This window comes from Pseudoalteromonas apostichopi (assembly GCF_030297135.1).
GTDB lineage: Bacteria > Pseudomonadota > Gammaproteobacteria > Enterobacterales > Alteromonadaceae > Pseudoalteromonas > Pseudoalteromonas apostichopi.
Genome location: NZ_AP028066.1, coordinates 113,029 through 137,502, shown reverse-complemented (window position 1 = coordinate 137,502; position 24,474 = coordinate 113,029). Strand labels below are relative to the sequence as shown.

Annotated in this window: 18 protein-coding genes; 7 read left to right on the top strand and 11 right to left on the bottom strand. The window is 41.3% G+C overall.

The features are described 5' to 3' along the window. Window positions 1–154: 154 nt before the first annotated feature. The 3 genes from QUE86_RS16710 to QUE86_RS16700 all read left to right on the top strand — a co-directional run bounded on the left by QUE86_RS16710 (window position 155) and on the right by QUE86_RS16700 (window position 4,898). Entirely contained in the window at window positions 155–2,608 is a 2,454-nt protein-coding gene (locus QUE86_RS16710; protein ID WP_286260685.1) for a S9 family peptidase, read from the top strand. Between the two features lie 335 nt (window positions 2,609–2,943). Next, the gene (locus QUE86_RS16705; protein ID WP_286260684.1) at window positions 2,944–4,041 is read left to right on the top strand and encodes a serine hydrolase domain-containing protein; all 1,098 of its coding nucleotides are present in this window, start codon (window positions 2,944–2,946) and stop codon (window positions 4,039–4,041) included. A 239-nt stretch (window positions 4,042–4,280) separates the two neighbouring features. Next, window positions 4,281–4,898 carry a LysE family translocator gene (locus QUE86_RS16700; RefSeq protein ID WP_130052778.1) on the top strand — a complete coding sequence of 206 codons (618 nt, stop codon included), beginning with the start codon at window positions 4,281–4,283 and terminating at the stop codon, window positions 4,896–4,898. A gap of 58 nt (window positions 4,899–4,956) precedes the next feature. Here QUE86_RS16700 and QUE86_RS16695 read toward each other — a convergent pair whose 3' ends face one another. Further along, window positions 4,957–5,865, bottom strand: a complete 909-nt coding sequence (locus QUE86_RS16695) for a LysR family transcriptional regulator (protein ID WP_286260683.1) — start codon at window positions 5,863–5,865, stop codon at window positions 4,957–4,959. Between the two features lie 118 nt (window positions 5,866–5,983). On the opposite strand from QUE86_RS16695, the gene QUE86_RS16690 reads away from it, so the two are divergent. Then, entirely contained in the window at window positions 5,984–7,960 is a 1,977-nt protein-coding gene (locus QUE86_RS16690; protein WP_286260682.1) for a ligand-gated channel protein, read from the top strand. A gap of 221 nt (window positions 7,961–8,181) precedes the next feature. Continuing rightward, entirely contained in the window at window positions 8,182–10,362 is a 2,181-nt protein-coding gene (locus tag QUE86_RS16685) for an extracellular catalytic domain type 1 short-chain-length polyhydroxyalkanoate depolymerase (protein WP_286260681.1), read from the top strand. 45 nt (window positions 10,363–10,407) lie between these two features. On the opposite strand, the gene QUE86_RS16680 is transcribed toward QUE86_RS16685, so the two are convergent. From QUE86_RS16680 to QUE86_RS16670, 3 genes are all read right to left on the bottom strand, one after another. After that, window positions 10,408–12,486 (bottom strand): TonB-dependent siderophore receptor, encoded by a 2,079-nt coding sequence (locus tag QUE86_RS16680; protein ID WP_286260680.1) that lies wholly within the window; start codon window positions 12,484–12,486, stop codon window positions 10,408–10,410. Window positions 12,487–12,715: 229 nt separating this feature from the next. Further along, on the bottom strand, window positions 12,716–13,570 hold the full coding sequence (locus QUE86_RS16675; RefSeq protein ID WP_130052773.1) for an EamA family transporter: 855 nt from the start codon (window positions 13,568–13,570) through the stop codon (window positions 12,716–12,718). Window positions 13,571–13,994: 424 nt separating this feature from the next. Then, the gene (locus QUE86_RS16670; RefSeq protein WP_286260679.1) at window positions 13,995–15,671 is read right to left on the bottom strand and encodes a methyl-accepting chemotaxis protein; all 1,677 of its coding nucleotides are present in this window, start codon (window positions 15,669–15,671) and stop codon (window positions 13,995–13,997) included. A 184-nt stretch (window positions 15,672–15,855) separates the two neighbouring features. Between QUE86_RS16670 and QUE86_RS16665 the strand changes: the two genes are divergently transcribed. Beyond that, window positions 15,856–17,211, top strand: a complete 1,356-nt coding sequence (locus QUE86_RS16665) for a flagellin N-terminal helical domain-containing protein (RefSeq protein ID WP_286260678.1) — start codon at window positions 15,856–15,858, stop codon at window positions 17,209–17,211. Between the two features lie 16 nt (window positions 17,212–17,227). Here QUE86_RS16665 and QUE86_RS16660 read toward each other — a convergent pair whose 3' ends face one another. The 7 genes from QUE86_RS16660 to QUE86_RS16630 form a co-directional block, all read right to left on the bottom strand. Further along, window positions 17,228–18,217 carry a Gfo/Idh/MocA family protein gene (locus QUE86_RS16660; RefSeq protein ID WP_286260677.1) on the bottom strand — a complete coding sequence of 330 codons (990 nt, stop codon included), beginning with the start codon at window positions 18,215–18,217 and terminating at the stop codon, window positions 17,228–17,230. Between the two features lie 2 nt (window positions 18,218–18,219). Next, a complete protein-coding gene (locus QUE86_RS16655) occupies window positions 18,220–19,020 on the bottom strand; it encodes a class I SAM-dependent methyltransferase (RefSeq protein ID WP_250662251.1) in 801 nt (266 codons plus the stop codon). Window positions 19,021–19,024: 4 nt separating this feature from the next. Beyond that, on the bottom strand, window positions 19,025–19,396 hold the full coding sequence (locus tag QUE86_RS16650) for a hypothetical protein (protein ID WP_130052768.1): 372 nt from the start codon (window positions 19,394–19,396) through the stop codon (window positions 19,025–19,027). Between the two features lie 54 nt (window positions 19,397–19,450). Beyond that, window positions 19,451–19,870: a DUF3429 domain-containing protein gene (locus tag QUE86_RS16645; RefSeq protein ID WP_286260676.1), complete on the bottom strand. Its 420-nt coding sequence runs from the start codon at window positions 19,868–19,870 to the stop codon at window positions 19,451–19,453. Window positions 19,871–19,966: 96 nt separating this feature from the next. Continuing rightward, window positions 19,967–21,505, bottom strand: coding sequence for an AMP-binding protein (locus QUE86_RS16640; RefSeq protein ID WP_286260675.1), 1,539 nt, complete (start codon window positions 21,503–21,505; stop codon window positions 19,967–19,969). 9 nt (window positions 21,506–21,514) lie between these two features. Then, entirely contained in the window at window positions 21,515–22,207 is a 693-nt protein-coding gene (locus tag QUE86_RS16635) for an SDR family NAD(P)-dependent oxidoreductase (protein ID WP_286260674.1), read from the bottom strand. Window positions 22,208–22,303: 96 nt separating this feature from the next. Beyond that, the gene (locus tag QUE86_RS16630; RefSeq protein ID WP_286260673.1) at window positions 22,304–23,323 is read right to left on the bottom strand and encodes an AraC family transcriptional regulator; all 1,020 of its coding nucleotides are present in this window, start codon (window positions 23,321–23,323) and stop codon (window positions 22,304–22,306) included. Between the two features lie 149 nt (window positions 23,324–23,472). Between QUE86_RS16630 and QUE86_RS16625 the strand changes: the two genes are divergently transcribed. Then, the gene (locus QUE86_RS16625; RefSeq protein WP_130052763.1) at window positions 23,473–24,474 is read left to right on the top strand and encodes an NAD-dependent epimerase/dehydratase family protein; all 1,002 of its coding nucleotides are present in this window, start codon (window positions 23,473–23,475) and stop codon (window positions 24,472–24,474) included.

The following is a 24,474-nucleotide window of genomic DNA, read 5'->3' as shown; positions in this document are numbered from 1 at the left end:
GCAAAAAGTGGCGAATAGAGTGCTTTTATTTTAGCGTAATTTAGCTGTTTAAGTCACTGATTGGCTGCCAAAAGGGTCGAAACTCTTTATGAAATGCTGCAAACATGTTCTACTTGTTTACAGAATCGAAAATAAAAACGAAAAAGGAACGAACATGAAAGCATTTAAACTGCTTTTTGCGCTAGTTATTGGCGCAGCTGTTTGCACACCCAGTTTTGCTAATCAAGGTTATCAAACTCCATCGCCTGCGCTAGCTGCAGTGGTTGACGCTAAGCTTGCACCGAGTAGTTATTTATCAAATGATGGCGAGTGGCTGGCATTATTTGATAGAAAACGCATCGATACCTTACAAGATTTAGCCAAAGAAGAGCTAAAACTTGCGGGCATTAAGCTTAATCCTGCTAATTTTTCGCGCTCACGAGTACGAAATAAGTTTACGTCGTTAGTGCTTAAACATGTCGAAACCGGTTCTGAAATTGTTGTATCTGGTTTGCCAAATGGCATTTTACGCTCACCAAGCTGGTCAAGCGACAGTCAATACTTGGCGTTTGTCGTTGAGCAAGCATCGAGTGCTAATTTATGGGTTTATAATGTAAGTACTAAGCAAGCCCGCCAGCTAAGTGATACACTTCTTAATTCAGTGTTAACTCGCACACCTTATACTTGGTTGCCAGATAGCAGCGCCATTGTTGCTAATGCAGCGGTCAATATAGGTAAAGCTCGCTTAAGCAACGACAGCTCGCAGGTTGTGCCGGTTATTCAACAAAGTAGTGGTGAAAAAGCGCCTGCCCGTACATATCAAAACTTACTAACAAGCCCTTATGATGAAGCGCAATTTAAGTTCTTTGCCCAAAGCCAGCTGACTTATATTCCGCTCAGTGGTCAAGGTCAACCGATTGGTCAGCCGGGCTTAATTAAATCGTTTTCTGTCTCACCAGATTCAACCAATATTTTGGTTGGCATGATTGATGAGCCATTTTCGTATCAAGTGCCTTACAGTCGATTTGCAGCTACTTGGCAAATTTGGGGCATGCGTGGCTATACGTTAGCAGAGCTTGCTAAGCAGCCTTTAGCTGATAACATTCCACAAGGCTATGACAGTGTTCGCACTGGTCGCCGTGATTTTCAATGGCGAGCAGATCAAGGGGCTGAGGTAATTTGGGCAGAAGCACAAGACGGCGGCGATATGAAAACCGACGTGCCTTATCACGATCACCTTTATAGCCTAAGAGCACCTTTTAAACGTGATGCTAAGTTATTTGCTAAAGTTGAACGCCGATTTGATTCAATTACTTGGGGTAATGGCAATGTTGCTCTGTTATCTGAATGGCGCTTTAGCGACCGACAAGTTCGCACATTTGTTATTCAACCACGTAATGCAGATAAAAACCGAGTGCTATTTTCTGAGCGTAGCTATAACGATGCCTACAAAGATCCAGGTTACCCAATATATGAAAAGAATGATTTAGGCGCTGACGTATTAAAAGTCGTTGGCGGGCGTTATCTTTTCTTACGCGGTAACGGTGCATCTGAACAAGGCAATATTCCGTTTTTAGACCGTTATGATGTAAAGACCAATACCACAACACGCGTTTGGCAATCAGAAGCGCCATACTATGAACGTATACGTGCCATGCTTGATGACAAAGGCGAGCGTTTAATTACTATTCGCGAATCTAAAACTGAGCAACCTAACTTCTTTATTCGCGACCTAGACGATAAAACCCTGACTCAACTTACGACCTTTGAGCACCCTTACCCAGAATTTAAAGGAGTGACTAAAGAGTTAATTCGATACAAGCGTGATGATGGCGTTGAGCTTAGTGGTACGCTTTATTTGCCGCCGGGTTATGATTCAACTCAAGGCCCGTTACCGGTTCTAATGTGGGCTTATCCGCTAGAATATAAAGATAAAGCTGTTGCGTCACAAATGCGCGAGTCGCCGTATGAATTTACCTATATCGGTTATTGGGGGCCAATGCCTTATCTTGCAAAAGGTATTGCCGTATTTGACGACCCGAAAATGCCAATTGTGGGTGTTGACGGGAAAGAGCCAAATGACTTATTCCGTAAACAATTGGTAGCAAGTGCCAAGGCTGCGGTAGACGTGCTTGTAGAAAAAGGTGTCGCAGATAAAGACAAAATTGCCATTGCTGGTCACTCTTATGGTGCCTTTATGGTGGCGAACTTATTAGCCCATAGCGATTTATTTAAAACCGGTATTGCCCGCAGTGGTGCTTATAACCGCACGCTAACGCCATTTGGTTTCCAAGGTGAAGAGCGTGACTTTTGGCAAGCACAAGATGTGTATGCGGCTATGTCACCGTTTTTCCACGCTGAGAAAATCAATGAACCTATGCTGATGATCCACGGTCAAGAAGATCCCAATTCGGGTACCTTCCCAATGCAAAGTGAGCGTATGTACGCTGCATTAAAAGGCTTAGGTAAAGAAGCCCGCTTAGTGATGTTACCTTATGAGGCGCATGGCTATCGTGCTCGTAAGAGCTTGCTACATGTGCTTTGGGAGCAAGAGCAGTGGTTAGATAAGTACTTATTAAGTGACGAAAAACAAGCAGAGCCAGTTGCTGCTGAAGGCGTTACTCAGTAATTAGAAAATTACTCTTATAAAAAATCCCCGCCCTTTAAGCGGGGATTTTTGTATTGCCTACTTGCATATTCTTATTCGTAGATAAGCGGTAAGCAAATAAGAGGAAATATTGTTCATGTGCGCACATTTAAAGTCATGAAGTGGACTAATAATCAGGCCAGTTACCAGCAAGCATTATTTTTGATAGTGTAACTAGTCTACGTACTTACATTGATGAACAAGCAGGTGAACAGCACTTGAAGGGAAGATACAAATCGCTAAGTTTTTATATACCCAGCTAATTTTAGCCAACTAAAACAGGCCTTTGATGAGGTCGTTACAAAACAAGGATGCTCATGAATAAGTTTATAATTCTAATATTGTTTTTAATATCGTCTTGCTCATTACATGCAAAACAAACTAAAAGTTTAGAATTTTCTAAAGTGCTAGATAAAGAGATCCCTTTAATTCTTGAAAAAAGCAAAGCGCGTGGTATTGCTATATCGATTGTTCAAGGGAAAGAGGTGGTTGGTTCATATTATTATGGCTATGCTGACGCTGAAAATAGAACTCCAATCACACACAAAACTTTATTCAATGTTGGCTCTATTTCTAAAGTGATTACAGCTTGGGGCGCAATGAAACTAGTTGAACAAGGTAAAGTTGAACTTGATAAACCAATTAATGATTACTTAAAAAGCTGGAAAATACCGAATTCTCAGTTTGATGCTAACAAGGTAACTTTACGTAATATTCTCTCTCATACATCAGGGCTTTCATTAAGTGGGTACAATGGATGGAGCGCTGAAGATCCATTACCTACTCTTGTAGAGTCATTAGAAGGCAATAACACAGGGGGGGGAGCCGTTAAAATTATTCATGAGCCTGATACTAAATGGTCTTATTCAGGTGGTGGTTACACGATAGTTCAGCTGTTAATTGAAGATCTGACTAATCAATCTTTCAGTAATTTTATGACTGAAAACGTTCTTTTACCCCTCGGAATGACAAATTCTTCGTTTGATATCAACCGTGTTTCTTCAGCAATGCTGGCTAGTCCTTACGATGAGAATGGCAACAAAACAGCGATGGTGTATTTTACAGAAACTGCTGCCGCTGGCTTTATAACAACTGCAGATGATTTAGCTAAGTTTAATCAGGCAGTGCTAAAAAATGAGCAAGGTAATTACCTTGGTTCAAATATTTTATCAAATCAGCTTATTGCAAATATGATTCAAGCTCAGCCTCATACCGGAGGGCGATGGAGTATGAGCTATGTCATAGACTCTGAGAATAATAGTTTAGGTTTTGCAGGGTTTAATAGAGGCTGGACATCATTAACTCGCTCTGTGACAGATAAAAATATTGGTTATGTAATTTTAAACAATAGTAGCGTTGGTGGAGTGAATAATGAAATTGATCAACTCCTGCTGTCTGTAATTAAAGGTAGTTAAACTGAAGCGCACATAGCAACCATCTTAGCTCTGCGTAATCGGTTTTAACTGCTCGCTTAACCAATCAATAAAAACGCGAGTGCGCCTTGGTAAGTGACGTCTATTTGAGTAGACGATATTCATAGGCATGGGCGGTATGTTTTTATAACCCTGTTAGCAATCGCGTGTTTGTTTGCTTATTTAAGTGAATGTGATTTAATCGCTTTCTCTTTTTTAGCTATAAACATGTGATTGCATTTATGCTCGATTTAGCAGTACTCGCGGTTTTTATTCCGACCTTTTTCTTTGTTTCAATTACACCTGGTATGTGTATGACGCTCGCCATGACGTTAGGGATGAGTGTGGGTATTCGGCGTACGCTTTGGATGATGGTCGGTGAGGTGTTAGGCGTTGCCACGGTGGCCATTGCAGCGGTGATTGGGGTTGCCAGTATTATGCTTAATTACCCTGAGTTATTTGCCTTTTTAAAATACCTAGGTGGCGCGTACTTAATATACTTAGGTGTTAATATGTGGCGCGCTAAAACCAGCTTCAAACCTAAGGATGATGCACAGCAACAAATTGGCCGTGGGCAATTGTTTTCGCAAGGTTATATTACTGCTATTGCAAACCCAAAAGGGTGGGCATTTATGATTTCTTTACTGCCTCCATTTATCAATGTTGATTTAGCAGTTGCCCCACAGCTTGCTGTGTTAGTGGGCATTATTATGTTGAGCGAATTTATCTGTATGTTGATTTACGCAACAGGCGGAAAGAGCTTAAGGCTGTTTTTAGATAAAGGCGACAATGTGAAGTGGTTAAACCGTATTGCTGGTGCGCTAATGATGTGCGTGGGCGTTTGGTTAGCGCTTGGATAATACTAATTTGGATAATACCCATCCGCATACTGCAAATTGGTATTATCCATGTTGAGTCTTAATCAACTAATTCGACTTGCTTTGACACATGGTTAAAGCACAGTTTCAGAGTATCAATGGCGGTTTTTGTTTTTGCCGCTAAGCTGTCTCTGGCTGGTGTTACCGCATAAACAGTGTAATTAGGCATTGCCCATTCCGGCGCTATTTCAACCAGTTCTTTCGATTTTAGTAAATGCCTTACTTCTGGCTCTGGTAACACGCCATAGCCAACACCATCACACACCAGTTTAATTAAGCTTTGCATATTATTTACGGTGATCTTCGCTTTCGGTAATGGCTTGCTTGCCAGCGTTAACGGGTTAAACGCATTACTGTCGGCGTTGCTATGTGCAATACGCGCAAACTTGCTAAGATCTTCCCAACTGGCTTCATCTAATTTGCTAATCGCATGGCCTTTATGGGCACATAGCTTTAACGGCCAAGTTGCTAACTTACGAGCAACAAGGTTAGAGTCAGTTAACGGGCCAATGGCAATCGCTAAGTCAGCGCCGCATTTGATCATATCGATAGGCTCATCTGTTAGAATTAACTGAATACGTAAATCATCAAATTCATTGATTAAGCGCTCCAATGGTTCACTTAATAGCCCACCCCCAAACCCCACGGGAGCCACTAATTTTAACTCACCACTCGGTTTATTTTGTAAATTCTGTAATTGCGTACTGGCTTGATCAGCAAGTGCCAGCATTTTTAAACAGCTTTGATAATACAGCTGACCAGCCTCAGTTAAAGTGAGCTCACGCGGGCTGCGATTAAATAGACTTAGTCCGATTTCTTGTTCTAATTGCTTAATGTGTTGACTGACAGCCGATGTAGTCATCGATAATTCAGCAGCTGCGCTACTCATGTTGCCTGTTTCAACAGTACGAGAAAATACACGTAATGTTTTTATCAGCTTGGAATTCATAGTTCAGGCCTTCTTAATTCAGTTTTAAGAAATCGTAAATTGTGAAAATTGGGACTTCTCATTAATATGCGAACGCTAATTATTATCATTTATAAATAAAAAGTCACGGAGTATTATTATGACGAGGGTTGTTTCTTCTGTTTTACCACTCACCGCTGCTGTGTTCGCAGGTCTTTCCCATTTTGCATACGCTGATGACAAAAAACAAGACATGGAAGTAATAGTTGTATCGGCTTCCGGTTACGAGCAAATGCTTAAAGAGGCGCCAGCCAGTATCAGTGTTATTGACCGTGAGCAGCTTGAAAAGCGTTTTTACCGTGATTTAACCGATGCGATGACCGATGTGCCCGGTGTGGTGGTCACGGGCGGAGGCGACAGAAAAGATATCAGCCTTCGCGGTATGGCTAGTCAATATACTTTGATTTTAATAGATGGCCAGCGCCAATCCTCTCGTGAAACTCGTCCAAACAGTGATGGCCCGGGTGTAGAGGGGGCGTGGACTCCACCTATTTCAGCGATTGATCGTATCGAGGTTATTCGCGGTCCTATGTCTTCACTATATGGCTCAGATGCAATTGGTGGTGTTATCAATATTATTACCCGTAAAACACCAGAAAAATGGTACGGTGAACTACGCTTAGATAACACGATTCAAGAATCAAGTGAATCGGGTGATATCAATCAAGGCAGTTTCTTTACTGCAGGTGGTTTAATTCCTGAGTTATTAGGTATGCAGCTATCGGGTCAGTTTTCAAAGCGTGACGAAGACGATTTTGAAGCAGGCTTTCGTGGTAAAGAGCAAAGCAATATTAAAGCTAAGTTCATTTTAACGCCCTCTGATAACCATGAAATTATGCTCGAAGTAGGTTCTGCAAAACAAAAACTCGAGGAAACATTAGGTAAAACAGTTGCGCCTTTAGCTCAAGGTGAAAGCTGTGGCCGTAATGGCTGCCCAGAGTCATCAACCACAGAGTACGACCAAGAAAGCTACTCACTAAGTCATAATGGTTTTTATGATTTTGGCTCATCACGCAGTTACTTAAAGTACGATAAATTCGATAATACCTCTCGCGAAATGTATGTCGAAAATACCGATGCGCAAACAAGCTGGACTTTACCATTTAGCAATCATAATGCTGCATTTGGTGCGTCATATTTAAAAGAAGAGCTGGACGATTACACCAGTAACCGGATTAGTGACTTAACGCATGTTGAGAACGAGCAATGGTCAGTATTTGCGGAAGATGAGTGGGCTGCAACGAAGCAGTTTAAACTCACTAGCGGTCTTCGTTATGATCATGATGGCAATTTTTCAGGCCATTTCAGCCCACGTTTATATGGTGTGTATACAGCAGCTAAGTCGTTGACGGTTAAAGGGGGTATCTCGACAGGCTTTAGAGCGCCGAATATTCGTCAATCTACCGCTGCGTGGGGGCAAGTGAGCCGAGGTGGCAATATTTATGGTAACCCGGATTTAAGCCCTGAAAAATCTGTAAACTATGAAATGGGTATCTACTATGATGCTAGCCGTGATTTATCGCTTTCAAGCACGGTTTTTTACAACGAGTTTGAAGATAAAATTACCCGTATTTCGTGCCCACTCACTCAGTGTACTGATGGACCAAACCAGTTTGGTTCAATGCCAACGACCTATGTCAATGTGGATGAAGCCGTTACGCAAGGCTTTGAGTTATCAGTATCTTATGACATTACCAGTGAGCTTGATGTAAGTGCCAATTACACCTACACCGATTCTGAGCAAAAAACCGGTGCATACAAAGGCAGCCCACTTAACCAATTACCTAAGCATATTTTACAAACTTCAGTTAATTGGCGTCCGGTTGATAAACTAGGCACGTGGCTGCGTGTTCATTACCGCGGTGAAGAAAGCCAACCGACAACAGGCCCGTCACAAAGTAGCTTAATTGCGCCAGATTACACCTTGGCTGATATTGGTGGTAACTATGATTTAAGCCGCAGCATTAAGTTAGGTTTTGGTGTTTATAATCTATTTGATAAAGATATTACCGAAGGTGAATACGGCTATGTTGAAGATGGCCGCCGTTATTGGGTATCTCTAGGTTTTAATTTTTAACCGCATAACATAGTAAAAGCAAAGCCAACGTATTGCGTTGGCTTTGTTAATGGAATTGGGTTTAGTTTCGAAAAAAGCAATAAATGCAGGTGTGATATCTTAGGGTTGTATTTTAATTAACGTATAGCACTATAGTTATAGTTCGCTTTTTAGATAGTTCTACTACATTGGGTTAGTCATCAACTGACAGACAACAATGATAACGACTATAAAGGCGATATATGCAAAAAGTAACACAATCATGTAAACGAAAATCAGCGTCGTTTACTTCGCTCGCAGTGTTCTGTGCTGCTATTTTCTCACAACCAAGCTTTGCTGGTAGTTGGCAACAAAATGTCAGCATTGGCGGTTTTAATAATGTTCATATTTACACTCCTGATACGCAATCAAGCATAGGCACTGGTCATTCTTTGATGCTGGTGCTACATGGCTGTGTACAGCCTATCAATAACTACTTAACGGCTAACCTGGAAGATGCAGCTGAAGCTCATGGCATGGTGATAGCAGTCCCTGATGCAATGAATAAAGCAGGTTATAGCTGCTGGTCATATTGGCAAGGGACAATCAATCGCAGCTCTGGCGATTATAAGAATTTGATTAATTTAGCCAATGCATTAAGTGGTGATTCAGCCCGTAATATTGACCCTAAACAAGTGTATATTGCAGGTTTATCATCTGGGGCGGCAATGGCTGCACAAACAGCTTGTGTAGCGCCTGATGTATTTGCAGGGGTTGCTCCAAGCGCTGGGCCAACCATCGGCACAAGTTCAAGTGGGGCGATTTCAACCTGTGAAACGGTTTCTGAAAACACCTTTGTATCTCGCTGTGAAAGCTATGCTGGCAGTTATAAAGATCACTTTGCCACACAAATAGCTGTGATTGGCCACGGTACTGCCGATACCACAGTAAATACCTGTTATAACCAGCAAAACGCAGATGGTTTTGCTGCCCTTTATGGGGTTAATCAACTTTCAGGTACGACGACAATAAGTGATGATGCAACACGCACTGCCGAGCAATCACTTTGGCAAGATAATCGGGTTGCTATGCTGTGGTTTAATAATTTGGATCACTCGTGGTCGGGTGGGCAAGGCGCGTCTGGCGATTATGTTGCTGCAAACAGTATTAATTTTGCTACTTATCTAGGTGAGTACTTTGCGGCTAATAATAAACGAGTTGATCGTAATGCAGGCCCTGAAATTAGTAATTTAAATGCCTCAGACAGTAATAACCAGCTCACCATTACAGGAAGCGCAATCGACCAAGAAGGCAGTGTAACCAATGTTGATATTAACGTGTATAGCCTAGCTGGTGGTGTGCCAAGCTTAATTGAGTCACTCAATGTGCAAGTCGATGCGAATAATACCTTTAGTGGGGTGACAAGTGCACTCAGCGATGGACTTTATGAAGTGCGTGTCAGTGCCACAGATAACGAAGCGAAACAAGGTGATGAAGTTAATCTTACGGTACGCGTTGGGCCAGAGCCTGCGGCTACAGCACCGGTACTTAGTGATATTGCTGCTAGTGTAAACGGGCAGTGCGCTACAGTAACGGGCACGGTGATTGATGATAATCAAAACTTAAGTACCGTAGTGGTCAGTTTTAGTAATGGTGATGTGACAGCTACAGTGAATGGGCTTGAGTATTTTGCTGAGCAATGCAATCTAGCAGGTGGCAATAATACTGCAGTGATCACCGCAAGCGATGATACTGCGTTGACATCAACTGACAGCATTAATTTTGTCATCGATGCTGGCGTGACAGGCGATTACAATCTTCATATCAACGAAGGCCATATTAGCTGGGGCGAGGGTTATTCTGCCTGTTATTTAGCGTTTGGTACCGCTGCTTTTACTATGCGTGAATATTCAGCGGGTACAAATCAATGTCAGTGGATAGCTGATGATGATTCAAGTTGTGCAGGGCCGTTACAGGCATGTAAAACCACCACAGAACCTAATAATGACGCAGACAACGACGGTGTGCTCGACGGTATAGATAATTGCCCAAATGTAGCGAATGCTGATCAAGCCGATAACGATAATGACGGTATCGGAAATGTGTGTGACAGTACACCTGATGGTGAAACAAGTGACTCCGACAGCGATGGTGTCAGTGATAGCCTAGATAACTGCCCGCTGGTGGCCAATAGTGAACAGTTAGATAGTGATGCAGATGGTGTGGGTGATGCGTGTGACTCAACACCGAATGGTGATTACCAATGCACTGAAACTACCTCAAGCAACTATGCGCATGTGCAAGCAAACCGCGCAACCACGAATGGCTCTTACGCCTTTGCGGTGGGCTCGGGCGATAACCTAGGTCTTTATAACACCTTTTATACCAGTACTTTAGCGCAAACTAGTGCGGGGTATTACGAGTTAGGTAATTGCCCTAATTAATAGATGTGTGTCGCCCATACGGGCGACACTTCTTCTAATCAGCGTTTAGAACTTATAAGTCAGAGTTAGGCTACCGTTTGTTGGCGCGCCATAATAACCCACGGTTTGTAAGCTATTGATGTACTGCTCATCAGTAATATTATTAACGTTAGCTTGTACTGCAACTTGGTCATTAATATTCCAACGCGCGAAGGCGTTTAGCAGAGCGTAACTACCTTGCTTAACATTGTAATCAGTGCTTTCAATTTTAGATTGCCAACGACCATTTAAGCCAACAACTACTGCGTCTGTTAATGCATAATCTACTGTTACACCGACAACATCGCGAGGCGCCCATTTGTTGGTGTCATCACCATTTTCATCAGTTACATCAATATGCGTGTAAGATGCGACGATATTCATAGCGTCGGTGATTTTACCTGTGACTTCAAATTCATAGCCTTTTGACTCAATAGACACGCCTTCATAGTAGTAGATACCATCTTCAGTCAGGCCTGCGTATTGTGCAAAGTTATCTTGTTCAGCAGTAAAGTAGGCAAACGTTGTCATCAGGGCATCATCAAGCCAAGAAGCCTTAACCCCCGTTTCAAAGTTAGTGCCTTTAGTTGGTGCTAAGTATTGGCCATTGAAATCAGTTTGCTCTTGTGGCTGATAAATATCAGAGTAACTCGCGTATAGGTTTAAATCGTCGTTTAACTTATAGGTAAAACCGACATATGGGCTAGTCTCGCTCTCGTCATTATTAATAGATGCACCTGCATTCATGCCTGAGCGCTCAAATTCAATAGCGTTAAAACCAACTACGGTAAATAGTTTATCAGTAATATTTAACTGAGCAGAGCCGAAGTAACGGGTTAGCTTTTGTTCAATATCTGAATACAGAACTGGCGTTAACCAATCAGGCTCTGGGATCGCATCTAAATCGTATGGGAACGCAGGAGTTGCTCCATAAGCCGGTGTATTTGCAAAATCAAACGGGTGTTGATACATCACATCATCACTTTTTGCATGGCTTATCCCAAAACTTGCTTGATGCTCTTTACCAAACATTTCAAAGGCACCAAATGCTTTAATTTCAAATAAATCAGCATCTACTTCGCTGTCGTAACGACCAGGAGAACCTACTAAGCCAAGGTTAGTATCTTTATCAATAGTGCCATAGGCATAAAAAAGTTTGTCTTGCTCTTCAAAACCACGGAAGTTGTAGCTAGCTTGAAGCTGCCATGCGTTTGCAAAAACATAGTTGTATTCAACAAATGCAGAGGTGTTAATGGTGTCCCACATTGTCCACTCTTGGGTGGTTGTGTCGCTGACATCCCATTTAGCTTGCGAACCATCTATGTAGTTATAAACTAGACCGCCCCAGGTGTTGCCATCGGTATCTGCGTCTTGATATGAGTAACCTAAAGTAACAGTTGAGTTATCTGTAAGCTGACCATCTACCACCGCAGAGAAAAATTCGCGGTTGTTCTCAAGGCCATCAAGGTATGACTTTTTATCTTCTGCGGCAGCTACAAAGCGAGCAGCCCAACTACCAGACTCTGTCAGCAATAATGAGTAATCAGCCTGTAAACGTTTAAAATCCCATGAGCCAATAGAGACACCGAATTCGCCGCCGTTTTCGTTTTTAGGGCGCTTACGCACATAGTTTAAAGTACCCGATGCATTACCTACACCGGTAAGTAAGCCATTGGCACCACGAATAACTTCAATTTTTTCATAGCCGTATGCTTCCATTGCGCCGGTAACGATACCCCAGTCATTCGGTAAGCCAACGCCATCGATTTGTGTATTTTTAATTTCGAAACCACGTGATGTATAGTTAGTACGGTTGGTTTCCCATTCTTCAACATTGATACCTGGCGCTAAGCGTAAAGCATCATTGATATTAAATGCGGAATAATTTTTTAATTGCTCAGCAGAGATCACACTGATTGATTGCGGAGTTTCATCAATTTCTAGTGCTAAACCTGTAGCGCCTTCACTAATACGGTTTTGTCGTATACCCACAATTTCAATTTTTTCGAGATTAGCCCCTACGTCAGCCGTTTGTTCTGCAAAACTGATTTGAGGATTCAAGGCACAAAGAATAGCGGTTGCAATAGGCAACTGAGTGAATTTCATTTTATCTCCGCGTGTTATTTAGCAAATTTTTATAGGGTTATTGTTTTTAATAAGGAAACAATCTCGGGTAAGTTATCATAAATGATAATGGTTATCATCATTGTTTAAGAAGAAGGTGATATATTAATACAAATAAATGTAACAAATTATGTCAAAGAGTTTTGTGTATATGAAAAGGCAAGTTTACTAATTGGGTATGAAAAAAGCGCCCTGAGGCGCCTTGATAAATTTATTTATTATTCGACATTGAGCTGCCAACCGAGGCGGTAATCACTAATAAAATAGCTAGCCATTGCCACATGCTTAAAAACTCACCTAGGATCATAAAGCCAGCCAATGCAGCAATGGCTGGCTCTAAACTCATCATGATGCTGAAACCTTGCGCTGGCATATTGCGAAGCGCAACCATTTCTAGTGTGTATGGTAGTGCACTAGACATGATGGCTACTAAAAGACCCAGTGGTAACACTTCCCAACTCAATAGTGCAGCCCCTTGTGAAACGCCGCCATAAGGCACAAGTACAATCGCGGCAACGCTCATACCCATGGCAACGGTCATCCCGCCTGAGCCTTGGTTTCCGGTCTTTTTGCCAAACAATATATAAAACGCCCAACACGCTCCTGCCGCAAGGGCTAAAATAACACCTATAGGGTCGAGGCTGTCTTCGCCTTTCATATCGGGTAGCAATAAAATAATGCCAGCAATGGCGCAGGCTACCCAAAATAGGTCGCGTTTTTTACGTGACGAAAGTAGAGCAACCGCAAGGGGACCTGTAAACTCTAGCGCAACACCTATCCCTAAAGGAATACGTTCAATGGCATAATAGAACAGAATGTTCATGCCACCTAAACTTAAGCCATAAACGATAATCGGCATGCGCTGCCCGATAGGCGGAAATGCTCGCCAAGGCTTAAAAACAAGGCACAAAATAGCTGCTGAAAAACCTAAGCGCAGTGCGGTTGTGCCTTCAGGGCCAATTAAAGGAAATAATTGCTTTGCAACAGAGGCTCCAGATTGAATGGTAACCATTGCAAGAAGCACGCAAATAACAGCAATAAAAAACGGTGGAATGGTGCGCAGCATCACTGTCCTTATGAAAGTTAATAGCTCAAGTTTGCGGCGATTCTACTGATGTTTTATTGGAGAAGAAATGTTTTTCGTTAAACGGACACAGATTTTCGATAAAGCAAAATATGGGTATCAAATTGCTTTGATATCTAGAGAAGCTAGCCTTGCTTATTTTAAGGTGAAAATGATGGTTTGTTTAGGCTGATTTTTGCTGGTGACGTTTAGTCATAAACTCATTACAGCGTTTATCGAAGGCTTAAGATAATGAGCAAGGGTCGGTAAGCGTCTATATCAACGATGCCTTGGATGAAAAACGTATACCTCACAAGAGCCTGTCAGTGGTCGTCACCCACAAGGCTATATGGCCGCTGTTAATCCACGAACAATCGGTGCATCTGTTACTTTCCGATTTTAAACTAATCGCTGGTATACTCAGCGACTAGCTTAATTTAAAGCGATTAATTTGCCCGTTTAAGTTATTTGCCAAGTTAGCCAATTTACTTGATGAATCTGAAATACTTTGCGTTTGTTGCTGTGACTTACGGCTTGTGTCTTGAACTTCGTTTAAGCGCCGGGCGATTTCTTCTGTCACTTGAGATTGCTGCTCAGATGCAGAAGCTATGGTCATATTGGCATCAGAAATAGCTTTTGCTTGAACGCTAATTTCATCGAGCATATGGCCAACTTTTTCTGAATTTACCACAGCCTCTTTTATTTGCGCATCACTTGAGCGGATCCTTTGTGTCACGGCATTGGTCGCCGATTGTAATGAGTCAATTTTCTCTTGGATCTCAAGGGTTGAGCTTTGTGTACGACTAGCCAAGGTCCTTACTTCATCTGCGACAACCGCAAATCCTCGGCCTTGTTCACCAGCTCGTGCTGCTTCGATTGCTGCATTGAGTGCCAGTAAATTAGTTTGTTCAGCAATGTTACTTATAACACTTAAAATAACAGTTACTTCATTTACTGAGGCTTCCAGTTGATTAAGGTCCGTTAGTGATTTGGTTAAGGTGTCGGCCACTGATTCAACAGAACTAACACCTTGTTGCACTACCTGTAGACCATCTTGAGTTTTTTGATTTGCAGATGTCGCACTGCTTGCCGCTTCTGCACAGTTTTGTGATACTTCCTTAACGGCCGTTGAGTTTTCGTATACTGAGCTTGAAATAACCTCAATTGCTTGGCTTTGAATATCATTCAACGTTTTAGCTTGCTGCGAAATTTCATCTAAGCTTCTCGCTGCCACTTGAGCTTGCTCTGATTGATCGTGTATTTCTCTAAGTAGTTGTGAGAGCTTATCGACCATAATGTTAAAGCTACTAGCAAGCTGACCTATTTCGTCATCGGCTTTGTGGTCTATATAACAAGATAAATCCCCCTCAGAGATACGCTTCGCTTCATCGATCAAGGCATGGGTGGCTTTAATCACTTTTTTTTCTAATTGCCAATAACACAATATTAAGGTGGCAATAATAATGAGCACTAAAGCTGTACTTATTAAACTTAGGGTGACGACACTGTCATGATTGCTTTTTACATCCGCTGCACTTTTTTTCTTGATTGAGCTTAAAAAGGCTTGAACAGGCTGCTGAATTTTCTCAACTTCGGCCATGTATGCATCGTTGGTTAAAAGCTCGATAGCATGCACCCATTTTTTGTGCTCGGCTGGACTCAAATTATTAGTATCTTGACCAATCAAATTACTGACTAAACTAAATGCATTTTCTTCTGTTTCAATCAGTTTAAGTGATAAATCGTTTGATTTTTGTAAAAGGGCTAAGTCGTCAGCGGCAACATTATAAGCTTTTAAGCGCTGTTCATAACTTTTCTTTTTACCATTAAGCCAAGTTGTTTTTCCTTGAATTTGATCAACAAGCTTATAGTATTCGTCTTTATAGCGGTTATCTAAAGTCACAACATGTTGACGGGCAAGTTCAGTAAGGTGAATCGAATTTGAAGATGAAAGCTGTGCAAGATGGCTTAGTTCATAGCGCTGCTGGGCAGAGTATAAACTTTTATCTTGGCCTGCTTGCAACAATAAAATTATGACGAGTAGTCCTGCAGCAAGGGTAATGGTTGCTGCGAAAACGGCTCTTAATAAAAATCTTATAGACAAGGCTAAGTCTCACAAATTAAATAATGCATAATTTAAACATAGTGCAATAACCTACAACCGCAAAAATATTGTTACAAATGAACATTCATTAAGAAGGTTAATTCAAGGAAAGTTGAAAACTTTTAGTTACTAATAAAATGGTATGAGTTTTGCTTCGTCTAGTCTTTTTGCCAAGGAAGACAAAATGTTGACGATCAATTCGCCACGACTACGCACGCCAAGTTCACTGCAAAACACGCAATCTATTACCTCAACCTATGAGAAATTAGCTTCGGGGAAACGTATAAACTCTGCAAAAGACGACGCTGCTGGCCTACAGATAAGTCATCGATTAACAACACAATTAGCAGTGAAGCAACAAACACTTCGAAATTTACAAGATGGTATTAGCTATGGACAAGTTGCTGATGCTGGTTTATCAGAACTCACAGATACGCTTCAACGCATGCGAACTTTAGCTCTTCAAGCAGCAAATGGCTCAAATACAGATATAGATAGGGAAGCGTTAAATGAAGAGTTTTCACAATTACGAGATCATATAAACAGCGTTGTAGTAAATACAGAAATTTTTGGTAAAAAACCATTAATGTCTAAGCCTGAACTAGAGACGAATTTAGATAATGTTCCGGTATTAGATGAAGTGTTTTCTAATAATGTTCAGCAAGGGATGAACTCAGGAGATATTTCTTTAGGCCTAATACCTGCGGGTTCAACGAACGTCAGGATTCAAATAAATGATAATGGTGCGAATGATGATTTAAATCTATTTACCCAAACTGGCGAGCATTTAGTCGGGCAAGATTTATCGTCTGTGCAATCTAGAATTGAGGCAAATTTGTTTACTCCAGCAAATGGTTACCAAGGCACAGAAACATATAGCAATGGCAATTTATTTACGGGGGGAGGTTTTAATTTCCCAGCTGTAAATAGTCAAACTATTAATGGAATGAACTTTACCTACTCGGGGAATGGTAACCCAAGCTCAGGTAGTTCAAATGAAGAAATATTCATTGATAATGTAACCGAGCCGCTGCTTCTTACAGTGATTGGCTCGGGTATGTTTCGAATTACTGCCAGTTGGGACTCTCTAGGGAGTTTAAATTCATCATCTGCTGAATCAAGTGATGGTCCGATGATGGTAACATCAACAGACCAAGCAATTGGCGAAGATGGTTATATTATATTTGAAGATATTGATGCCAGTGCTGGTTCTTTAACAATTGAGGGCATTACTATAGGCCGCGAAGACTTGGCTCAAAATGCAATTGCTAGAATTGACACTGCATTGTCGCGTATCGGTGGGTTCAGAGCTGAAGTCGGGGCAAAAATGAATGCAATTGAGTCGACTATACGCAATGAATCTAATCAGTCGTCGATGCTAAGTTCAGCAAACCAGCGAATTGAAGATACCGATTTTGCCAAAGTAATGGCTGAAAAAGTATCACTAGATATTGTTCAACAAGCGGGTGTTAGTGTTGCTATGCAAGCGAGGAATATTACTAAGGATGGAATTTTGAGTTTGCTAGGGCAACTAGAATAGCTGCCCTAGGTCATTATTAGCTTTTGTCTGCGGGGTATACAACGCCAAGTTGACTTCGTGCTTCATCAAGCACTGCCATAACTTGTTTTGACAGTGCATGGGTATTAACTGAAGACTCAATTTGTCCGGCATTCGCCGCTTGAATGAAATGGCTTACTTCATGACGCATAAAGTGTTCATCAAACTCCTCAGAGAGCTCTTCGACAGTACCATCGTTGCCGATAAACTGCATGCGTTTTAATAGTGATACTGCTTCGATACGAATACGGCCTTTTTCACCTTGAATTTCAGTAAAATTATCGCCTTGCGAGATTTTAGAGTAGCTGATCAGCGCCTGCTTATCGGCATAATTTAATAATACGTCGCCAGCCCCATCAACACCGGTTTCAAGTAATACGCCACTGGCTTTTACTGTTTGTGGGGCACCCCAAATTGCAAGTAAGATATATAGCGGATAAATGCCTAAATCTACTAATGCGCCGTTAGCAAACTCTGGCAAGAAAGTATTTGGGCGCTCACCATTTTTATACTTATCGTAACGTGATGAGTACTGACTATATTGACCAATATATTTTCGTGGTGTACCAATTTTTGTGATGGCATTTTTTAAACGTGCAAAGTTTGGTAAATGGGTGGTCATCATCGCTTCCATGTATAAACGTTGATGCGTTTTTGCTGCTTGAATAATTGCCTCAAGTTCTGTGCTATTAGCAGCCGAAGGCTTTTCACCTAAAACGTGTTTACCGGCTTTTAAACACATTACAGCGTAGTCTTTGTGGAAGCTATTTGGTGCAGCAATGTAGACGGCATCGACTAATGGGTCTTGGCACACTTGCTCAATGTTGGTAAATACTTTTGCGTTTGCAATGTCGTGCTTTGCAAGGAAAGACTCACCTGTTTGCTGCTCTCGAGAGCAAACGCCATATAAGGAGAATTGTTCAATTTGTTTGGCTGCACTCAGTAGCGTGTCGCTTATAAAATTGGTACCTACAATCACAAATTTCATATTTACTCCTGGTTGTTTTGTGCAAGCCATGCTTGCCAATCCTGTTCAAATTTTTCCATTTGTTTATGTTTCTTGCTTAACAAATGTTTGTCTTCATCTTCTTGTGCCATATAAGGGCCAACGCGGCATAAAGCACAGTGTTTATCACCTAAATAAGCGGGTAAAGTCAGCTTAGAGGTAATGTCATGGTCAGTTTTTTCGCTAAATACATAGGTAATGCCGCTGGTGTCTTTAACGTGTTTATCGCGATCAACATTGCGAATTTTATAGCCCGGAAACACGCTAATATCGAATGGCATTTGGCCAAGATACTGGCAATTAAGTCCTTGATTTAACGTGCCTTCAATATTCCATTCGCGATACGGTTTTACATCTTTAGAGGTGATGTAACACAGCATTGGGCCATTTTTATCTAATGCGAATTGGCTTGCGTAGTCTAAGTAGCGATGCAACAAAGCGCGGTTTAAAACATTCATACCACCTTGTTGGGTATTTGCTTTGAATGCTGCTTCACCTTTAAACGCAGGTATAAGTGGAAATTGAAAAATAACCAGATCGAAACGTGCCTCGCCTAAGCGCAGCCATGAATCGGGCTGTGTAACATCAAACTCAGTGAGTGTTGCTACATTTAGTTGTTGCAAAGCGCTTAGTGCATTGTCGGCATATTTTTGCTCTATAGTGTTTGCATCATCATAGGTCGAAGCAACAAGCTTAGCGGGGTTTATATGACGAGCAATGGAATGCGAAAATGACAAATCACCATCCCCTACCGTCAAAATGCGCCAACTAGGGTCTAAAAACATGTTGTTATTTGCCTTGTTTTTGCGCTTTTTCAACTGCGATTTCAGGACAAAGCGCTAAGCGAGTTTTAAGTCCTTCAATCGCTATTTGCTTAAATATTAAGTTAAAACTTATTAAAACGGCAATAACGATATGAATAGGACCGTGCGTAAAGCCTGCATCTGTGTCAAAGAGCATTAACCCGAATAATAAGAACATGGTAGCTAAAAATATTTCAATCAACTGATTGGAATATAACTTTAGAGTACCTTGGTTTTTGTGATCTTTTTTGATGTGGATAGCACAAAAAAAAGGAATCACTTTAATTTTAAAGTGAGCGCCTTTTTCAACGTAATTTTCGCCGAGGAGGTCTAGTTTGGCGCGCAATTGATCTATCATAGCAAGTCCTTAAGAAACTGAGCCGCGGATGTTACCGTAAACAGGGCTAAAGGGCTACTCAGGATAGATACTCATACCAATCACAAAAATGTGGCATACAAATACAACTGAGGTTAAAACAAATCGCATTTTTTGATAATCAACGTGATAGGTTTGCCACTGCGGCGAGCTTTTCTCGAATAATAATACAAGCCAAAAGCTTGCCGCTAGCCAAGCGAGAGTCCAGGTTGTTGGTAAAAAACTTAAAAAGCCAATAGGTAAGATAGGAATGATCGCTTTAAGGGCATCAGCATGCGTTTGCTGGCCTGCATGCCATAAGTTACCAGCCATAAAGGCTAAAATAGCGATGCTATAAAAAGTGAAAAAGTCTAAGTTGACAGCATTACTGCCTGCGATGAGTGGCCAGCCAACGCAGCCTAAAAACGGCAGTAAACCTAAGTAACCGAGTTGAATGTGATTAATAAACTTTTCCATAATGACCTTAAAACCGCTTAAATTAAAAAGCATACCTAACGGTATGCTTTTATCTTTTAACTATTTTATACCAGTTAGGCGGCTAAAACGATCGCTTTATTGTTGGCGTAACTCTCGACGTAGAATTTTGCCAACCGTCGATTTAGGTAATTGTTCCATAAAAATGATTGATTTAGGCACTTTATAAGCACTTAAGTTTTCGCGGCAATAGTCACTCACTTGTTGCTCATCAATATGCTCTTTTAAGGTAATGTAGGCACAGACACGCTCACCGGTTTTTTCATCTTTTGCGCCAATAACGGCGGCTTCGCAGATAGCAGGGTGCTGACAAAGCACATTTTCAACTTCGTTAGGGTACACGTTAAAGCCAGAGACAATAATCATGTCTTTTAAACGGTCTACAATTTTGTAATTACCACTTGGAAGTTTCAGACCCACATCACCAGTTTTGAAAAAACCTCGTTTCATACATTTGTCTGTTTCGTCTTGACGCTGCCAATAACCCATCATCACCTGCGGGCCTTTAACAACTATCTCGCCAGACTCACCGTCAGCAACAGGCTCGTCGTTTTCATCCCAAATTTCCACGGTGGTGTTTGATAGTGGGCGGCCAATGCTGCCAATTTCTTCTTTTTTAAAGTCATTAAGTGTGGCAACGGGCGAGGTTTCTGACAATCCATAGCCTTCTGTGATTGTGCAACCTGTGGTGCTCATCCACGCATCAGCTGCAGCATGTGTTAAAGCTGCGCCCCCTGAAACGGTCATTTTTAGGTTTGAAAAATTAAGTGCCTTAAACCCCGGGTGCATACACAAGCCGATAAATAACGTGTTGATACCTGAAAAGTAATTAATCTCAAATGGTTCGATTTGCTTCACTAAAGCATCGAGGTCACGAGGGTTTGGAATAAGTACATTAAATTGCCCCATGGCAAATAGGCCAACCATGTTCACAGTAAAAGCGTAAATATGATAAAGCGGAAGCGGGCAAATACCGGTTTCTTGGCCTGGCGTTAAAATGTCATCAAAGCGCTCATTCATTTGCTCGGCATTGGCTAAGATGTTGCCATGACTTAGCATTGCGGCCTTGGCAACCCCAGTTGTCCCGCCAGTGTATTGTAAAACAGCAATATCGTCACGACTTGCCTGATGAGCGCTAAGTGGTGTGAGTCTTTCACCTTGGCGAATGAGTTCATTTAATGAAAATTGACCCTCTTGCAATGTCGGCTCAGCAACCGCGGCTGCAACAATAACGGTTTTGATCGAGGTATCATTGATAATTGTTGCTAATTTATCGGTAAGGGCGTCAAGAATAACAATGGCTTTAACATCTGCATCATTAAACTGATGCAGCATTTCACGAGCAGTGTAAAGCGGGTTGGTATTTACAACGATTAATCCGGCTCGAAATGCTGCATAGGTAACGATAGGGTAGTCAACAATATTAGGCAGTTGAATAGCGATTCGATCCCCCGCAACAAGACCGCTTTGATGCTGAAACCACTGTGCTAAATAGCGAGATTGTTGTTCTACTTGAGAAAAAGTGAGTGTTTTACCTGCACTGTTATAGGCAGGAAGAGCGGCATACGTCTGACATGTATGCTCAATTAATTGCGTGAGGTTATCATGTGTGTCCATGGTTGTTCCTTAGCGTGTTGTTCTTATTAGTTGTTGTTTGATGAGGCGATCAATCACAGAACTCATTATCCAATTCGGTAAATAACGGCTCATGATATAGGTTAGTTTAGATTGTAAGCCTAAGATCACCATTAATTTTTGCTTATCTAAGCCTTGTAAAACTTGCTTAGAGGTTACGGTTGAGTTTTTAAGTAAAGTGTCAATTTTATAAGTACAAATTAAGCTGACTTTAATATTGCTTGGTTTTAACTTTTGACGTAGCTCCTTTGTAAGAAGTAAGAAGCTGGGGTCTGGTGAAAGTTTGTTTGCATTGGTGGTGGGAGCCGTTAAAGCTAGGTGACTATTCATATCAAGGTAAGGGCTTATTGCATTAGCAAAATTGTGACTGGCTAAACCAAGTTTGTGACAAGGTTGCTCACTGTTCTCAAAACAAAATTGTGAGCACTCTATTGCTAATTCGGGTTTGCCTATCGCTGAAATAGCATTGTTTACCTGGATTTGTAACGCTTCAAAATCGGCAATGTTGCTCGCAAAAAATTCAACGTACTGATCTGTATTTTTCAGCTCAATTAAGGCATGTCTGGTTTTATCGCTAAACTGAAAACCGAAGAGAGCTACATCGTCACCTCGGCGAATATAATGCTTTGCTAACTCGAACCCAACGCCACTGTTGGCACCTGTAATAAACACTCTTCTTAACATGCATGACCAATAATTAGCGAAACTAGCTAGTCAATATATATAAGTTGTTAACAGAAAACTTAGCTTTAAACGACTTGTTTTTAACTTTTTACGCCATTAACAGGAATGAGACTTACGATAATTTTTTGGTGGAATACCATACCAACGCTTGAAAGCTCGAGTAAATTCGCTGTAATTAGAAAAGCTTAATATATCTGAGATGTTTGATAAGCTGAGGCTAGATTCAGTTAAATACTGATGTGCTAAATTACAACGCACGTCATCGACTAATTCACGAAAGGTTGTTTCATGCTTTGTTAAGTGCCGCTGCAAGCTACGTGCACTCATTGATAGCTTTTCGGCGATCAGATTTACACCAAACTCTTCATGAAGTAGATATTGTTTGATCAGAACTTCAACGTGATCAGAGATGTTTTCTCGTTTCGTGTCTTGAAGGTGTCCGAGCTGTTGGCTAAGTATAGAAAATAACTGTTTATCTGAATTTTTAATAGTGAGCTTGAGATATTTTTTATCAAATACAACTGCGGTGTGTGCGCAGTTGAATGTTGGAATTTGCCCAAGGGCTTGACGATAAACACTAGGATTTTCATCGCAACTGTGGGGAAGCTCCAAACGATGCAGTTTTATTTGATCATCGGTTAATTGCTTTAACAAATTGACCCCAACACTTAAAGCTAAGTCGGCACCATGGTAAACACTCAATTTTAAGCTACTGCGCACTAAAAACGACAGTTTTACATAGTCTTGGTCTACTTCAAGGAGTAAGTCAGCGCTATTTTGATGCACATGATAGTACTTAGTTAAATTTTTTAACGCCATTTCAAGGGTGTCGCAATTCCCCATCAAATAACCCACTGACCCCAAAATGTTCAAGCTTTGCCAACGGCCTAACTCTAACCCGAAATAGGGCAGGTTTAATTCTTTCGCTGTGATTTCTAACAACTGGATGAGTTGCTGATACTGCACAAAGTTATTGGCATCTTGTAATTGCTTTCTGTCTAAACCAACGCGCGATAGTAGTGCGTCAGGATTCACCAATTTACTTTCAATCAGTTCAATATATCCGTGTAGAGCAGATGCTCTAATTAGATCAGGTGCTTGTGTTAATCGGGGCATAGTGTGCTCTTTTCGAATGTGCTGGCGTAAAAAGTAAAAACAATTGCGCGAAAAGTAAAGTAATAGAGGTCATTAAAGTTTAACAATGTATTAACTGATTGGTCTGAGAACGGTGAATAGGGCCGCAATATACTTAAGAGGAACACACAATGCATTACTCAAAAGTTTTTATAAGTGGCGGCAATGGTTTCATTGGTCGAACACTTGCGCGCTACTTTAAAGCGCATGGAATCGATGTATGTGGGGTTGATTTAATTCCCTGTGAAGAGCTCAATATTATTGCAGGTAATTTAAATGAGCCAGCTAGCTGGCGCTCATTAATGAATGACTGCGATTTAGTTATTCATACAGCGGCAATTGTTTCAAACGCGTTTAGTTACAAGCAAACCTGGCAGGCGAATGTCGGTTGGACGAAAAATTTGCTTGATGCAGCTGTGGCAGCAAACACCGTAAAACGTTTTATTCATATTTCGTCGACCGCAGTCTATGGCAGTGATTTGCAAACTGACATTAAAGAAGATGCACCTTTGTTTCCTGATGGTCGAGCCTATAACGACTCGAAAATGATGAGCGAGCATTTATCGCTAAGCTATCACGCCAGTAAAAAACTCAATGTCACGATTATTCGTCCTGGCGATGTATACGGACCAGGATCACGACCTTGGATAGCCTACCCTTTACAAGAAATCGCAAAGGGGACATTTATGGTGCCCGAGGGCATGTTTGGACCTATTTATATTGATGATCTAGTCAAAGGCATTTACTTAAGCGCCATGAGCGATGATGCAAGCGGTGAGATTTTTAATCTATCAGGACCTGAGCAAGTGACTAATCAAACTTATTTTAATTACTTGGCTCAGGCGCAAAAGAAAAAGCAGGTCAAGGTTGTGAACTACGCCTTAGCAATAAAGTTAACAGGGTTTATCGAGTGGTGTTATCACTTGGTCGGTAAAACTACCGATATCAACCCATCAACAATGCGTATGCTAAGCCGTAAAAGTGCGGCATATAGTAATGAAAAAGCACATCGTATTTTGGGTTATAAGCCTGAATTTACCTTACAGCAAGGTATGCAACATGCATTGCAGTGGGCGTATGAGCAAGGGCTTTGCAAAGAAGAACTGCGGATAGATACCGCTCCAGTAAATTAA